This window comes from Bacteroidota bacterium, assembly GCA_016711505.1.
Taxonomy (GTDB): domain Bacteria; phylum Bacteroidota; class Bacteroidia; order AKYH767-A; family 2013-40CM-41-45; genus JADKIH01.
Genome location: JADJSV010000004.1, coordinates 138765 through 156004 on the forward strand (window position 1 = coordinate 138765; position 17240 = coordinate 156004).

At 38.8% G+C, this 17240-nt stretch carries 11 protein-coding genes and 1 other RNA gene; 9 read left to right on the forward strand and 3 right to left on the reverse strand.

What is annotated here, in order from left to right:
* The first annotated feature begins 4 nt into the window (after positions 1–4).
* The 9 genes from IPL24_08605 to IPL24_08645 all read left to right on the forward strand — a co-directional run bounded on the left by IPL24_08605 (position 5) and on the right by IPL24_08645 (position 8177).
* The gene (locus IPL24_08605; GenBank protein ID MBK8363732.1) at positions 5–952 is read left to right on the forward strand and encodes a homoserine kinase; all 948 of its coding nucleotides are present in this window, start codon (positions 5–7) and stop codon (positions 950–952) included.
* 9 nt (positions 953–961) lie between these two features.
* Positions 962–2275, forward strand: coding sequence for a threonine synthase (thrC, locus tag IPL24_08610; protein MBK8363733.1), 1314 nt, complete (start codon positions 962–964; stop codon positions 2273–2275).
* A 221-nt stretch (positions 2276–2496) separates the two neighbouring features.
* On the forward strand, positions 2497–3444 hold the full coding sequence (locus IPL24_08615; protein MBK8363734.1) for a carbohydrate kinase family protein: 948 nt from the start codon (positions 2497–2499) through the stop codon (positions 3442–3444).
* Positions 3441–4343 (forward strand): pseudouridine-5'-phosphate glycosidase, encoded by a 903-nt coding sequence (locus IPL24_08620; GenBank protein ID MBK8363735.1) that lies wholly within the window; start codon positions 3441–3443, stop codon positions 4341–4343. Before IPL24_08615 ends, IPL24_08620 begins: the two co-directional genes overlap by 4 nt.
* A 189-nt stretch (positions 4344–4532) precedes the next feature.
* Positions 4533–6416, forward strand: a complete 1884-nt coding sequence (locus IPL24_08625) for a T9SS type A sorting domain-containing protein (protein MBK8363736.1) — start codon at positions 4533–4535, stop codon at positions 6414–6416.
* 111 nt (positions 6417–6527) lie between these two features.
* Positions 6528–6895: a transfer-messenger RNA gene (gene ssrA / locus IPL24_08630) on the forward strand.
* 133 nt (positions 6896–7028) lie between these two features.
* Positions 7029–7475, forward strand: coding sequence for a hypothetical protein (locus tag IPL24_08635; GenBank protein ID MBK8363737.1), 447 nt, complete (start codon positions 7029–7031; stop codon positions 7473–7475).
* Between the two features lie 13 nt (positions 7476–7488).
* Positions 7489–7878 (forward strand): DUF302 domain-containing protein, encoded by a 390-nt coding sequence (locus tag IPL24_08640; GenBank protein MBK8363738.1) that lies wholly within the window; start codon positions 7489–7491, stop codon positions 7876–7878.
* An 11-nt stretch (positions 7879–7889) separates the two neighbouring features.
* Positions 7890–8177, forward strand: a complete 288-nt coding sequence (locus IPL24_08645) for a cupin domain-containing protein (protein ID MBK8363739.1) — start codon at positions 7890–7892, stop codon at positions 8175–8177.
* Positions 8178–8290: 113 nt separating this feature from the next.
* On the opposite strand, the gene IPL24_08650 is transcribed toward IPL24_08645, so the two are convergent.
* From IPL24_08650 to IPL24_08660, 3 genes are all read right to left on the reverse strand, one after another.
* Entirely contained in the window at positions 8291–10000 is a 1710-nt protein-coding gene (locus IPL24_08650) for a CotH kinase family protein (GenBank protein ID MBK8363740.1), read from the reverse strand.
* Positions 9997–11889 carry a right-handed parallel beta-helix repeat-containing protein gene (locus IPL24_08655; GenBank protein MBK8363741.1) on the reverse strand — a complete coding sequence of 631 codons (1893 nt, stop codon included), beginning with the start codon at positions 11887–11889 and terminating at the stop codon, positions 9997–9999. The genes IPL24_08650 and IPL24_08655 overlap by 4 nt, the downstream gene beginning before the upstream one ends.
* 384 nt (positions 11890–12273) lie before the next feature.
* On the reverse strand, positions 12274–17154 hold the full coding sequence (locus tag IPL24_08660; GenBank protein MBK8363742.1) for a T9SS type A sorting domain-containing protein: 4881 nt from the start codon (positions 17152–17154) through the stop codon (positions 12274–12276).
* Positions 17155–17240 lie beyond the last annotated feature (86 nt).

The window sequence follows — 17240 nt, forward strand, 5'->3', positions numbered from 1 at the left end:
AGGTATGGCAAAGAAGTTAGAAAATAGTATCAGTGTTTTTGCACCTGCTACAGTTGCGAATCTCGCTTGTGGTTTCGATGTTATGGGACTTGCTATCGATTCTCCGGGCGACGAAGTTCGTGTTGAATTCAATAGAACGAAAGAAATCCGGATCAGAAAAATCACAGGCGATGGCGGAAAATTATCACTTGATGCTTCCAAAAATACTGCTGCAGTTTCGATCCAGGCTCTGATTGATGATCTTCATATTGATCAGGGATTTGATGTTTATATCAAAAAGAAAATGCCATTAGGTAGCGGACTGGGTTCAAGTGCTGCAAGTTCTGTCGCAGGAGTATTTGCTGCAAATGAATTATTAGGCAAACCTTATTCCCGTCGCGAACTTGTTCCATTTGCAATGGAAGGTGAACGGATTGCTTGTGGCTCTGCTCATGCTGATAATGTTGCGCCATCAATGATGGGCGGTATTGTTCTCATTCGTTCATACCAACCACTCGATATTATTTCACTTCCTGTGCCGAAAAAATTAATGCTGGTTGTCGTTCATCCTGAAGTAGAAGTGTTGACTAAAGATTCCAGAGCTGTTCTTCCCCGTAAGATAGATATGTCTACAGGAATTTCACAATGGGCTAACACTGCTGCATTCACCGCAGGTCTTTTTACAAATGATTTTGATCTGATCGCACGTTCAGTGGTCGATCATGTCGCTGAACCATATCGTACAGCATTGATACCACATTTTGAGGATGTGAAAAGTGCTGCAATGTTTGCCGGAGCTGTCGCTTGCAGTATAAGTGGTTCCGGACCTTCAGTTTTTGCTATGGCTGAAGGTAAAAAGGAAGCTGAAGAAGTTGCTTATGCAATGAATTATCAGTTCAAAAAGTATAAGATCAAAAGCACGGCATACATTTCTGCTGTCAATACAAAAGGTGTCGTTAAATTGAAATCATAATTCATAATCGTGAAATATTTTTCTACCAAAAATAAAATTACTTCATACAGTCTGGAAGAAGCAGTATTGCTTAGTTTGCCTCCTGACAACGGACTGTTCATGCCTGAGAAGATCAGACAACTACGTCCTGAATTTCTGTTGAATCTGAAGAATGAAAATGTTGCTTCAATCGGATATGAAATTGCTAAAACTCTGTTAGGTGATGATATCCCTGATGATATTCTGAAGAAGATCTGTGATGAAGCATTTAATTTTCCTGTGAATGTTGTCAATGTTCAGAAAGATACATATGTCTGTGAATTGTTTCATGGACCGACATTAGCTTTCAAAGATTTTGGCGCAAGATTTATGTCGAGGATAATGTCTTATCTCAATCGTAAACATACTACTCCTTTAACGATCCTTGTTGCAACATCGGGTGATACCGGTGGGGCAGTAGCAGATGGTTTTTATAATGTCGATGGGATTGAAGTTTATATTCTTTATCCGTCAGGCGGAGTAAGCGAGCTGCAGGAAAAGCAATTGACTACCTACGGAAAAAATATTCATGCAATCGAAGTAAAAGGAACCTTTGACGATTGTCAGCGGTTAGTGAAACAAGCCTTTCTTGATCCTGAGTTGAATGAAGTTTATAGATTGGCTTCAGCAAACAGTATTAACATCGCCAGACTCATTCCTCAAACAGTTTATTACTTTGAAGCATTCAGAAAATTACCTTCGAAAGAAAATGTTGTCTTTGTTGTACCAAGCGGAAATTTTGGAAACCTGACTGCCGGATTGATCGCAAGAAAAATGGGATTACCCGTTGAACATTTTGTTGCTGCAACGAATATCAATGACGTAGTTCCGCAATACTTGAGTAAAGGTGAGTTCACTCCACGTGCCAGTGCTCCGACCATTTCAAATGCAATGGATGTCGGTAACCCAAGTAATTTCCCTCGCATGATTGAACTGTTTGGCAACAGCTGGACAGATATAAAAAGTGCGATCAATGGTTACAGCTTTACTGATGACCAGACTAAAGCAGTCATGAATGATGTCTTCGAGAAAACCGGTTACATTTTAGATCCGCATGGAGCTGTGGCGTATTTAGGCTGGTTAGAATATCAGAAAGAAAATCCTGATAGTATCGGCGTAATTCTGGAGACTGCGCATCCTGCCAAATTCAGTGACAGCGTAGAGAAGGCACTTAAGCTAAAGATCGAAATTCCGGAAGCACTCGAAAAACTCCGTAACAAAACTAAAGTCGCACATCTGATGCAGGCTGATTATGGAGAATTCAAAAAGTACCTGCTCCTAAAAAAGTCAGAACCGGGATTTTAGTGATTTAGGGATTTTCTGGATTGCAGGTACAGTAAATTAATTTTGACAGAGATTAGGCCTGGATTTAGTTGATTATTAAATTACCAGGATTAATGCCTCCTGAAAATCCCTAAATCACTAAAATCCCGGTTCTGACTTTTTCTCGGTAATCCACTAAAACCTTAAATACCGGTTAAATCTTGTAAATTGCCTCAACATTTCCATGAGTATTCCATTTAACTATGTCTCAAAAAAGAAACAATAATAATCTCAAACCTGTCGTCTGCGTCGGAGCTTCGTTGGTCGATCTGACTTTCCGTTGTGAAGCTCAACCGGTTCTGAATACTTCCAATCCCGCTACTATGCACCGGAGTCCGGGTGGAGTGGTGAGGAATATTGCGCATCATTTATCACTGCTCAATATTCCTGTAGAACTGATCACAGTTTTAGGTGATGATCCTGATGGGCATTGGTTGTCGAAGCAGTGTACCGATATCGGAATTTCCATGACAGGTACTGTCTGGCTCGATAAACCTACCGGAACCTTTGCATCCATTGCAACTCCTGCCGGCGATTTACATATCGGTGCAGTTAGTTCAGAAACAGATGTAATGTTGAACACTGATTTTTTACAAAGCCGTTCAGAAATAATTCTGAATGCTTCAGTTGTTGTAGCAGATTGTAATTTATCGGTGAATGCTTTGAAGTGGCTGATCAAATTCTGTAATGAGAACGATGTTCCGTTGATCGTAGAAACTGTTTCTGTTCCTAAAGCGTCTCGTCTGAGAGATGCACTGCCCGGAAAACTTTTACTTGTAAAACCTAATCGCGAAGAGCTTGCGGTTTTTGAACATGATACTCACGTTACACCAGAAGAAAAAATCGCGCACTTACACATGCTAGGATTTAAAAATGTTTGGCTCAGTCGTGGTGCTGATGGATCTTTGTTCTCTGATGGAAATAATGTCTCTTCAATTCCCGCTCCACGTGTACATGTTAAAGATGTGAATGGTGCCGGAGATGCCTTGCTTGCAGGATGGATCTGGGCGTGGCTTCAGGATAAAAGTGTAAAAGAATGTATCACTTATGGACAAGCAGCAGCAGCTTGTTTACTCGAAGTATTCGGTGCGATCAGAAATGATCTGTCACCGCAATTAATAGAAGAAAAAATTTCACTTCAGCAAAAATGAGCTATCCGTTGAATTTTTCTGCAGAAGTTAGATCTGCTCTCGATGATAAGCGACCGATCGTTGCTCTGGAGTCTACGATCATTTCACATGGAATGCCGTATCCGAAAAATGTTACAACTGCACGTGAAGTAGAAAGTATTGTGAGAAAGAATGGTGCTACACCTGCTACTATTGCTATTCTGAATGGTAATATTCATGTCGGTCTTAATGATGATCAAATGGAGTCGTTGGGAAATTCCAAAGGCGTTTGGAAAGTCAGTCTGCGTGATATGCCTTATGTCGTTTCACAAAAACTGAATGGCGCCACAACCGTTGCTGCAACAATGCGAATTGCATCAATGGCCGGAATAAAAATATTTGTAACCGGAGGAATAGGAGGAGTACACCGCGGTGCAGAAACAACGATGGATATTTCCGCCGACCTCACAGAAATGAGTCAGACGAATGTGGCTGTAGTTTCAGCCGGAGTAAAATCAATCCTCGATATCGGATTAACTCTTGAATATTTAGAAACACTCGGAGTACCCGTCGTAACATTCGGTAGTCCTGATTTCCCGAGTTTCTATTCCCGCAAAAGCGGATTTGCTACACCACTTCAATTAAATTCTCCGAAAGAAATTGCCGATTTATTAAAAGCAAAATGGGACATGGGCCTGAACGGTTCTGTCATGATTGCGAATCCCATTCCTGCCGATAAAGAATATCCATTCGAAAAAATGGAGTCGCACATTTCCGCAGCACTAAAAGCAGCAAAAGAAAAAGGCATTACAGGAAAAGAAACGACTCCTTTTATTCTGAAATTTATTGCCGACGCTACAGGTGGTGAAAGTCTGGAGTCGAATATTGCTCTTGTGTTTAACAATGCAGAATTGGGGGCGAAGATTGCAATTGAACTTTAGAATTTGTTTAAAATGTAATGTTTAAAGGAGCAGAGTGGGGGTATTAATTTTTTCAAAGTTGGACACTACTATGAACATTTTGGTATATTTAGGAGTAGTTTCTAAATTTCGTTAGGGTGTATGGTTCAAATCGGGCTTTAATACACTTGCAATGAATTTTAGTATCTTGCCTTAGACAAATTCAATATTATGAAAAAATTTCTCTACCTTTTATTAATTCTTAGTTCGTTTATCCCTGAATCAAATTCTCAAAACTGTACCGGCGATTCTGTGGTAATTTATCATCGTCATGAAGTTTATGGTGGTCTTCTGATAACAACTGATACTTTTGAAATTGCAACGGGCATACGAAAAAATTATCAAAGAGAAATTTCAGGGTCTAGTAGTTATGTTTTCAATTATTATCATAGCTCATATTTCATTAGGACATACATTGAAAGGAATGCTCAAAATGACACAACAAGTTACTATGAGTTTCAAGGAACAGGAACCGGATATGATAATTTATTCAAAAAAGATATTACATATGATCCGGTTACAAATTTAATTACCTCACGTTTTACATACCAGGGCAGTGGTTCTATTTGGAATCTTTTTTCGCAGGAATTTTGGATATATAATTCAGATAATAAATTGATAAATTATACTACTTTGAGAGATATTGGATCAGGAGCATTGGAAAATGATAAAAATGTTTTATATAATTATAGCGGATCGAAACTTGATGAAATTGTATATCAAACCGGTCAATTATCAACATGGGAAAATTCTTATCGCTATTTAATCAGCTATGATGCTTCCGCTGTTAGGGATAGTATTATACTTGAAAACTGGGATACAAATCTTGTGCTGTGGGCAGATAGTGCTAAATTCAATTATGACGCGTCAAATAATTATTTTGCTCAAATATATTGGTCTAAATTGTATTTTGATACGGTTAATAATGAATATTATTCCGATACTATTTGTTTGGTATTGGATACATTTAATCTTGCAAGAAGTTATTATTCCCGTCTTAACCACAATCAGAACATAAGAGAAGATGTATATGATTATATCCGTAACCATCAGGTTTCAATCTATCAAAGTACTTTAGGGGCAGGATGTTTTAATGAAAGCACAAATACTTTTGATACAAATGGAGTAGTGATATCCTATAATTCAAGTTCAATGTGTTTCATGCCACAAGGTCATTCCGGTACATATCAATATGATTCTATTTATCGACCAGTCACTGCTCATACAGATTCTTATATGGGTTCCGGAGATTATCATTATTCGCACAATTATTATTATACAGTTCCTGATAGTATTTCCTTCCGGTATCTGACCATGCAGGAACTAAATTTTGTTGCTTGCATCGACGATAGTTCAAATACTGCAGCTATTGTTCTTGGTGGATGTGGTCCATATCGTTTTCAATGGTATCCATCAACTGGACTTTCTTCTGATACTGTAAAGGAACCTAAAATTTATATCAATGATACTTTGACTTATTTAATTACAGTCACGGATTCTTTAGGAAATACTGCATCGACCACTCTGTTTGCGACTCCTTCCGTCATAGCATCACTTTCAGTTGACTCGACAACTTGTGTATCTTGCCCTTTCACATTGGTTGCTGATTATTATTCTCCATTGGGTACAATAAATGTTACTTACCAATGGTACAGAAACGATTCCCTTATTGACGGAGCAACGCAACAAAATTATTCTGCTGATATCAATGGAATCTATAGGGTAGAAGTCACTTCGCCTTCGCCTAATCCGTGTACCAGCTCTTCTTTGGAATTCTTTGTACTAAATAATCAGGTTCAAATATTTGATGTCAGAACAATTTCAATTTATCCAAATCCTGCAAATGAATTTATAATGGTTGAAGGATTACCAAAAAACGCTGTAGTCAAAATTTTTGATTTGACTGGAAAAGATCTCTCAATTTCTACTGCCTGGAATTCTGATGATGATGATTTAAAAATCAGTATTAATCAACTGAGTACTGGTTTCTATTTCGTTGTTGTTGATTATTCAGATTATCATTCAAGAATTAAATTAATGGTGATTCAGGAATAGCAGAAATTCTGCCATAAACGATAGTCAGTAATGGAAAAATATTACGACCCAATTTTTAAATTAAACAAAATATATTTGACTGAAAAATCGTATCTTTACGACCACAACCATGGGGCTGCCCGGATTTGACAGCGAGTGAAATTGGTATGTAAGCATGTCGAGGGTCGGAGATCAGCCTCGTAAAACACGGTTTTCAACTGCCTAACTGGCAACAACAATTACGCGTTAGCCGCTTAATCAGAAGATTAACCCGCTGACTACCTTTTGAGGACCTGTTCACCCGTTCTCTTGATTAAGGTATCGTATGGTGAATGCTCTCCGATGATGTTTCCTGCGTCGGGTCTAAGATTCAAGGAAAATACGCGGTGTAATAGCGAGTGTTTAGCAGTTACATTGCCGACAATCAATAAACACTAAACATGTAGAAAGCTTATTGATTGCTTGTCTGGACGAGGGTTCAACTCCCTCCAGCTCCACTTTTTTAACTAATAATGATTAATGGGCTTCGTAGGTAACAATTTACAATTTTGTAAATGCTTTCCTAAGAAGCCCATTATTTATTAATTTTTCACTGTTTCAAAGAACTATAATGAAAATATGAAAATTTTAATAATGTCAATTCTTACACTCAGTTTGTTGATATTCGGATGTGGCAATGTTGAAAACGAAAAATCGAATAAGCCGACAGTATCCAATTCTAAAGAGGAGCATAAGCACAACGCAGAAATTCAAAGTATAGAACTTAACAATGGCGAAAAGTGGAAAGTTGATTCCAATATGATACCTTATATTCGAAACATGGAGAGGGATATTATTTCTTTTTCTAATGATGAGCACAAGGATTATAACTCATTAGCCGAAAAATTGCAATCCAATATCCATTTACTAACTTATAATTGTACGATGGAGGGCAAAGCACACGATGAACTGCATAAGTGGCTATTACCTTTTATCGATTTAGTAACAGAACTTTCAAAATCAAAAAATGAAACCGAAGCTGCAAAGCAATTTGAAAACATTCAAAAGTCATTCAGAATATTTAATCAATACTTCCAATAAATACTGAAACAATATGAGCTATTTTAATTCAAAAAATATTACAGGAACAACTGTAACTGCTATTCGCTCAAAAGTTGAAGATGCATTGAAAGCAGAAGGATTTGGGGTGCTTACTGAAATTGATATACAAGCAACCATGAAGAAAAAATTAGATAAAGATTATTTACCCCATCTTATTTTGGGTGCGTGTAATCCGGTTTTTGCTGACAAAGTCCTTTCTGTTGATCAACATATCAGTTTGATGCTGCCTTGTAATGTAACTATCCGCCAGGTAGAAAATAACGATGTTGAAGTAGCTATAATTAATCCTTTAGAAGCAATGAAGGTTATTGGCAATTCCATTATTGAGAATTATGCTAACGAAGTTAATGAAAAATTAAATCGTGTTTTAGCAAACATCTAATCAATATTCCAATGAACATAAAAGAATTACATACCCAAGAAAAACCGGTTTCAGCAACTTCTCTTTTTAAAAGTGAACTTGGCAATGCAACTGCCATAAAAATTCTGAAAGGCGAAATATTAAAAGAACACATCACCAAAACTCCTGCACTTTTACTTTGTTTGGAAGGTGAAGTGATTTTTGAAAATGAAAATGGTAAAAAAGAAACACTAATTTCCGGTGATTATGTAAACATTGAACCAATGGTAAAGCACTGGGTCGAAGGAACGAGTGAGAGCCAATTGATATTAATTAAGTAGAAAACCGCATTTCCTGATGCCGATAATTATTAATTAAGAATAGATAATGAATAATAGACGCCGTAGCATGCATTTGCAAATTTGCATGAAGTAAACTACATAGACAATATTGGTTATTCGTTAACAACAACGATCTTCCCCATCATTCCTACCTCATTCCTCAGATAATACATGCCCGATTGTAGTTGCGATACATCGATGTGATTAACTGTTTGTTCATCGATTACAACTTTTCCCGTAATGTCTAAGAGTGTCACCTTGTAATAATCCGGAAGGAAGACTGTTCCTTCGGTGGCAGGATTTGGAAAAACTTGCAGTTCTTCAAGTAGAGTAGAAAGATCTCTTGTGAATAATGCTGTGTACTTTTGATCTGAATCCAGATTGAATGTAATTGTCGTTTCGTTCAATTCAATTTCCTTCCAGCGCACAAAACGATAGCCGGGTTTTGCAATAGCCGTTAATGAAACATTTACACCTTCAAAATATTTTCCTTTCCAAGGATAAATTGTTGAGCTAACTCCGGGAAGATCCTGTGAAACAAAAAGTGTATTGACCTGGATATTTCCATGCGCCAGATCATCGACATCAACAGTAAGTTCGTGCAAGGCACCTAAACCAAACTGATTGGCCAGATGAATTCGCTGGAAATTATTTCTGTCTCTTGCAAAAATTCTCAGCTCTTCGATGTTATCATACCATTTCACCATGTTGTTAGGTGATTCCCATCTTCCAATATGATTTGGCATCTCCGGTTCAATTACTGCTGCTATTTCGTCGATCCGGTCTAATACTCTTTGCGTTTCAAATGAACTGTTCAGTAAGTCGAGGTGACGAAGAATAAATTGTTTTTTAAATCCTGGGTTCGTTAGCAAACGTCTGAAAATTGAATCCTGCATATTTACGATCTGGAAATCCAGATTGTCAAAATCCGGTTCGTAGAATCCACCGTCAAAATCATTGGCTATAAATCTCCAGCGACCATCAAGACCTTCTCGCATCCCCTGAATCGGTTGCCCATTTCTCAATTTCCAATAGATCTGGTTGTGATCTGTATTTTTTTTATTCGAATATACTGTCGCTGACCAGAAATCTAAAAAATTTGGAATGTCGAGTTGCTGTTCAACCAGATCATAATTTTCTTTCACTGACATATCATACTGTCGGATGAAATCCCGTAGTTGAAGAAATTTCTGTTCATCACCGGGCTGTCCAGAAACTAATTTATAAGGCCCTTCCAGATTATTTTCCATCAGGATCACACTGTCTCTGTGGACGTCGTAATTTTTTTGCAGTCCCCAGGCATCATTCAATTCGCGGATGTTATGTATTCCCCAATATTCGCCATTTAAAAAAGTGACAACAGGAGTGTAAGCCTGATATTTCAGATGTAAATGATCGAATAACGATTGTATCATTGCATCACGGCACATTGAGTTTCCGGGAATAGCCCACTCGTTTCCATTGTTTCTTAAAATGATCCGCTTGAATTCATTCAGAGATTGTTGTGTGCCCGGTTTTTTTAAACCTTTAAAGAATCCATACTCGAAATTATTTTCAGTATCGTATTCACTCCGTGCAAAAACTGTCAGAGCTTTCTGACCATAATTTCTGATCCATTCACCTCTGGTTCTGATACCAACTTCCTGCGATAAAATTTGCTGACCATTTTGTTTAAAGTACTCAAAGCTGGCAGGACGTTCCGATTTAGCACCCGACACTTCATAGTTACCGGTGAAAGATGCTCCTGTAAAAGTTGCACCGGGAATATAAATTCCGGTGTAGTAATTGAAAAGATTTTCCGGATCGGTTACTAACGAAATCACAGGTAAAGTAAATTTGGTTTCAATTTCAGGATCAATAAAAAATGTTGATGTAACAATTTTTCCCAGACCTTCTCCGGTGTGTAAATCCGCGATCGTAATACTCCTGCTTTCATCAATGTCGCATTTGGTCTGCGCCAGAAACTAAGTGTTGGCCCACCTATAACATCCGGTGATGAGCGTATGAATGAATATGGTTGTGTCGGAAAATCAGACGCAGTAATATCTTGCACAGCCTGCAGACCAACTACGGAATCAACATCAAAATGGATAGGAGAAGAGTAGATTGTTGATCTGTCTGTAGGATCTGAGCCATCGAGTGTGTAATAAACAATACTTCCTGAAGGAGCAGTAATGCTCACATCTATCGGATTATCATAAAATCCGGATTGATAGGAGATCTCCGGAAGTTCTGTAGAATCACCTACAGGTAAAATTGAAAAGGGAAGAATATTTGCCGATGTCTTCGTACTGTTATTGTGATCAGTGATTCTGATAAATGCTTTTGTTGAATAGATATTCGGAATTGACCATTGCCATGCTTCATCTGATGCAGTAATATTATCCGCAAGTTGAGTCCATGTTGTTCCACCATCATTTGAAAAATCTATATCAATATTCTGGATCAAATTTCCTGCTGACCAATAGATAAATATTATTGAATCACCTTTGTAAGTCATGTTCGCTTGTGGATGTCCTAGTCTCAGCTCATTCTGCGGAACAGGAATTCCTCCAACCGGAAATATTGCGCCAAGGTCTTCACCGTTCATTCCTTGAGATCTTAATGGCGAAAGCGGACTTAGTTCAAAATCGTCTGTAGTAATGTCTATAAAAATAGGATCGTGGGTCATGTTATGATCAACTGAATCTGTTACACCATCCTGCAAATTAGAATAACTGAGTTGTAATGTTGCATCAGTTGTAAGTGAAACGGATGAAATTTGATTTCCCCAGAAAATATTATTGTAACCTACTGCATGCCCTGCACCTAAACCGGCATTCTTCTCATAGATCTCAATTCCATATCCGCAGTTAAAAAAAGTATTGTTGTAAATTGTAGCAATTGAATTATCCTTGACAGCTATTCCGGTACCTGTACGATAGATCAGTGAACCCATTACAACAACATCCAGCGCGCCTTCACCAATTGAAATTCCATTGTCACTGAAATTATAGATGAGACAATTTTCAACACGAGCAATCGATCCCGGTGGTTTAAAATCTACTTTGCCAAAATCAATTCCGTCGATATTAAATCCGCGGCCATTCCTGACTGTTGTATTCCTGATCACAGTTCCGGCAGGCACATTGTCAAAATCAATACCATCTGCAGTAGGGAATTCGAAAAGGCAATTTTCCACCACAGCAATTGAACGTACAATATTGATCTCATAGTATTCACTGACCTGAACGCTGTTGACATATATGGAATCAGCATCAATAACAAATAAGATCGGATTATCACCTTGATTGTAATTATGCAAAACACAATTCTGAATAATTCCAGTTCCGCCATTTGAAACTTTTATCTGTCCACCTTCAACATCAACATAATTCATTTCAATAAATGAACTTGAATCTTTCGAATGAAAATTATTGAAGTAAGTTCCCGGAACTAAAGGTGAAATTGAAATAGGCTGTCCGATTGTTCCTGCCATATTGATTCTGGCAAGAGACTCAGTAGTAACTGAAATTCCGCGTCCCATACTCACTGTAGTACCGGCAGCGATAGTTAAGGTATTTCCGGATTGAACAATTACATTTTCAGTCATAGAAATTGTACCCGACCAGGTAGTATCCTGCGTTACAAATAATGTTGGTGTTACGGCTAAAGATGTTTTGCAAAAGCTTAGAAATAATGCAAAAATGCCTGCACTAAAGAAATTTCTCATGGGTAGACTTGTCATATGGGGAGGACAATTTAAACCCATTTTCCATACGAGTCAAGTTTAAGTGGTGATTACGGGGACGTTAAGAATGTGTTAGTTATGAATACCGAATAAGGCTTTTGTTTTCATCGGTTTTGGCCCATATTTCCCGAATCCGGAATTTCTTCGGACTTATTACTTATTATGAACTATCAGAACTTCTGAGTTCTATCTATGGTCACTTTAAAGAAATTTTAAAAAGAATTGGGCAGGCTCATTAAAATCAAAACAGCGATAAATCACCACCGGCAATCCATCGCTGTTCATTTATTTACTGATAAAAAATATTCTATTCCAAAGCCGGAAAGAAAACACCTTTCCCAGGAAGTGGTTATTAGTTATTCGTTATTAGTTCTTAACAACCTTCCAGGTCTTCCCCCAATTTTCCCCTTTAATATTTACAAGATAAATCCCGGCAGCCAGATCCGAAATCCGAATTTGCTTTGTCAGAATTCCTGATTTAGTAAAGACTTCCTGTATCAGAACTTGTCCAAGTGCATCTGTCAAATGAATCGAGATCTTTTCCGTCCCCGTAAACTCAAATGCAATATTCAGCATTTCATTCGACACAGGATTCGGATAGATGCGGATCTGATTGGTATTGGAAAGATCATTCGTTCCTACCATGAAATGATAGTAAGTTACAGAATCAATACAACCTGAAAGTTGATCGGTAATGATCACAGTATAAAATCCGGTATGATCAGGAGTTACTGTGTTGGTCGTTCCTCCAAAGGCTGTACCGTTGTATTTCCATTCATAAAGGTATTGCAGACCTGTAGGCGTTGCAGTAAGATCGGGTTGAGAATAGGTTATTGTCGGATTAAGGTCTGTCAGATTTACATCCACTGATGTTTCATTCGAACAACCCAGAGAATCTGTAATTGTAACACTATAAATTCCGGAAGTATCAACTGTAATACATGATTGATCTGTACTGTCGCTCCACAAATATGTTGCATAACCTGAAGTCGCACATAAGATTCCAATCGCACCTTCACATAACTCAGTTTGTCCTGCAATCAGAACAGGAGGTAAGCTATTAAATACAACCGTGTGTGTATCATTTCCGACACTCCCTACTGCATTGTGAATCGTTATTGTGTAATTTCCACCTGACTTTACAGTTATGCATTCTGTCGTCTCCCCTGAGCTCCATGCATAATCAGTATAACCGGCAGGTACACAAAGTTCCAGTGGTTCACCTGAACATGGTGTATGCGTTCCTGAAATTACAGTAGTAATACTTGAAGAGAAAGTAACCGGAAGTGAACTGCTGGCAGTACATCCGTTTGCATCTGTGATCGTCACCGTATAATTTCCTGTTGAATTCACATTGATACATCTTGTTGTATTACCATTCGACCATGCATATAATGCACTTCCAGTTGGCGCACACAATTGTCCAACCGCACCTGTACAAAGTGAATTCGGTCCTGAAATTGTTGCATTCAACTGTGAAAAAATTGTCAGTCCTTTCGATCCTGTTGCTGTACAGCCATTGGCATTGGTTACAACAACATTGTAAATTCCACTTGTGTTTGTATTGATACAACGTGTAGAATCTCCTGTCGACCAACTGTACTGATAGTTGACTCCATTTGGCGCACATAATTGTGGATTGCTATTGAAGCATGCAGTTGTTGGTCCTGTGATCGCTCCTGAAAAATTCGGATATGCTGTAAATGTTCTCGACGCACTGCCTGTACAACCATCAACATCTGTTACTGTTACTGTATAGGTTCCTGATGTAGTAGGAGAGATGCATTGTGTCGTTGCACCAGTCGACCATAGTGTTGTTCCGACTGCAGAAGCACAGATCTGAACACTTTGTCCCGGACAAACTCCTGCCGGACCGGTAATAGAAAGATTAAGACTTGATCCGATCGTTAATGTATGTGATGCTGATGATGTACATCCGTTTGCATCAGTAGCTGTAACCGTATATGTACCGCCGGTTGAAACATTGATACATTGTGTCGTTGCTCCATTTGACCATGAGTAAGATGCTGATCCAACCGGAGCACAAAGCTGAACTGTACTTCCGAAACATGCATTCGTTGGTCCTGTAATAGTTGGTGTCGGTACATCATAATTTGCAAGTGCATGTGAAGCACTGCTCGTACAACCATTGACTCCTGTGATCGTTACTGAATAAATTCCACTGTCAACTACATTTATGCATGATGCTAATCCGCCATTCGACCATAGATATGTTCCGCCGGATGTAACAGCACATAATTGTGTTGTTGTTCCCGGACAAGCTATCGATGCGCCGGTAATTGAAACAGTAGGATTTGGTAAAATTGAAATAGCCTGCGATGAAGAAGCAGTACATCCGTTTGCATCAGTACCTGTTACAATGTAAGTTCCGGAGTTGAGTGGTGCAATGCATTGTGTTGTCTCTGAACTTGACCAGGCATAGGTTGAAAAACCACCTGCTGCACATAACTGTGGAAATGAATTTGCACAACCTGAAGAAGGACCTGTGATTGACATAGAAGGCGCAGTATTCACTGTTACACTTTTCGAATTTGTTGCAGTACATCCACCGGCATCAGAAACTGTAACAGAATAAGTTCCTGTTGAAGTCGGAGTGATGCATTGTGTTGTTGCACCATTTGACCAGAGGTATGATGTGAATCCGGCATCAGCACAAATTTGTGTGCCGCTTCCTGAACATATATTTGCCGGACCGGTAATCGCTACTGAAATACTGCTTCCAAAAGTTACTGTATGTGAGTCTGAAGAAGTACAACCATGTGTATCGGTTATCGTCACAGAGAATGTACCGGTGTTCGTCAGATTGATGCATGATGTCGTTGCAGCATTAGACCATGCATAAGTAAAGGCTCCGGCATTCGCACAGATCTGAACTGTATTTCCCGTACATCCGGCTGTTGGTCCGGTAATTAAAGCTGTTGGATTTGTATAAACTGCTGTCGCTTTCGAGGCAGTAGCAGTACATCCATTTGCATTTGTTACAGTAACAGTATATGTTCCACTCGTCGAAGGATTGATACATTGTGTTGTCTGTCCACTTGACCAGCTATAAGAACTTCCTGCACTTGAACAAAGCTGACCTAGCGATGATGTACATGATGAATCATCACCGGTTACAGTTGGAGTGAAGTTTGGAAATACAGTTATTGATTTCGATGCACTCGATGTACAACTATTAGCTGCTGTAACTGTCACAGTATAACTTCCTGTTGTTGTTGGATTGATACATTGTGTAGTTGCGCCGTTTGACCATGCATATGAAGAGAATGTTGTATTACTACATAACTGCGGAGTTGTATTTAAACAAGCACTTGTTGGTCCGGTGACAGAAACTGTCGGACTTGTATTTACAGTGATCGTATGTGAATCGGATGCAGTACATCCATTTGCATCGGTAATAGTAACAGTGTATGTTCCTGTAGTTGATGGATTGATACATTGAGTTGTTGCACCTGTCGACCACAGATAAGATGTTGAAGAAGGAGCACAAATTTGAGGATTGCTCGCACTGCAAGCGGTTGTTGGACCGGTGATTGTTGCTGTAAGAGTACACGGATCCAATGCGCAGATTGTAAATGCACCACTTGCATCATTTCCAACTTCCCAAAGTCTGATCCATACAGTTGCACCCGGAGTTAATCCTGAATTTATCTGTGCATACGGCATTGTACTTGTCGTAAGATTTCCGCCTGTATAACAATTGAAGAGTGTAAGCGAAGAACAGGTTCCTGTATAAACGGCCATACCCATATCAGTCAAATCATCGGCAAACGTATTGATGTGCAATTTTCCTGAAGCGGGAACTGTTGTTGTGAACCAGATATCACCATCCGGTGTTCCATCACAACCTGCAGTTGGTACGGCAGAATTTGTTGCACCTGTATTGTTACCGGTAACCTGTACACAAGTTGTTCCGGCTGTCAATATAGTAGCATCACATGGTTCATCATTTGCAATTCCCGGTGCACTGCATGGAGAAAGACAAGATGCAGTATTGATTCTGCTTAGGATCAGTGCCAATGGTTGAGCACCAAAACCAAGTGCCAGGTTGATTCCATTTCCACCTGAAAGATGACAGTAACTCATGATCGTTCCCTTAGCAGGAATTGGACCTTGAGCACAACCTCCCGGATCAGATGCATAACCTGATGCCGGACCACAACCGTCGATAGCAGTGTTGTTTCCATTCCAGACACAATCGTGTGTATGTTCAGAGGCCATGTTGTGCCCTTGCTCATGAGAGATAACTTCTACTGACCAGCTATAAGTTGGAACAGTATTGTAAGTCGGATCTATTCCGCTATAACCCATCCTGTAATTCGTAGAACCGTCACATAACACATCAAGCCAGGCTACACCACCACCGCCATCATAACCGATTAGGTGTGCAAGATCTCCGGTAAATGATGTCCGGTTCGATCCAAATTGCGTCAGATATGTTCCTGATGATGGTCCGGTATATGGATCAGAAGTTGTCCATACAAATAACGATTGTAAATTTATAGTGATGCCATCATTTGTATATAATGCATTGACCTGATTAAACAGGCCATTGATGTATGAATTCACTGCAGGCGTTGAACCTTTGTCAACATAAATATCCTGGTCTGTTTCCCAATACAGGTTTAAACAATTTACTGAATTTGCAGACGATGTCCCGACACCGGTTCTTTGATTACTTTTTGCTGTCTTGAAATCATCACTTGTACTACATACAAAAGGGTTAACTTTTGTCAGATCTTTATCATTATAAATAATATGAATGTTTTGCTGATCGTTCTTTAATTTGCCTATGTTGAAATTCCCTCTCTCATCACAGATCAATCCCATTACTTCGTTTTCATAAATTGAAATTGCAACAAAAGAATTATTTTTACCTTCAACTATCCCTTGATAATTCATTTTCTCCAAAAGTGGAACTATTGAATTATCACTTGTTGTGATTTTAAAATCAGATGAATAAATATTTTTGGAAGAAACAAGTACAATGATATATCCTCCTGAATTAGGGTCAGGAAAAGTCAGTCGAAGATTCTCTTGTTTGCCTTTGATAATTTTTTTCAATTCTTCTGAATTCGGTTGGAGTAATTGATAAGCCAATACCGATTGACTAACTTCCCGGGAATTTGCAGGTAGTTCAGAAAAGATTTTCCTGTCAGGCCATACATAGGAATTTCTTTCGGAAATCCGGTTGATCAGGTTGGCAATTTCTCCTGCCTTGGACAAGTTAGAAGAGGTTAGAAGAAATAGAAAAAAGAGTGATTTTAAGTAAGTTTTAATCATTTGTTTATTAAGGGTTAAACTACGTGGGA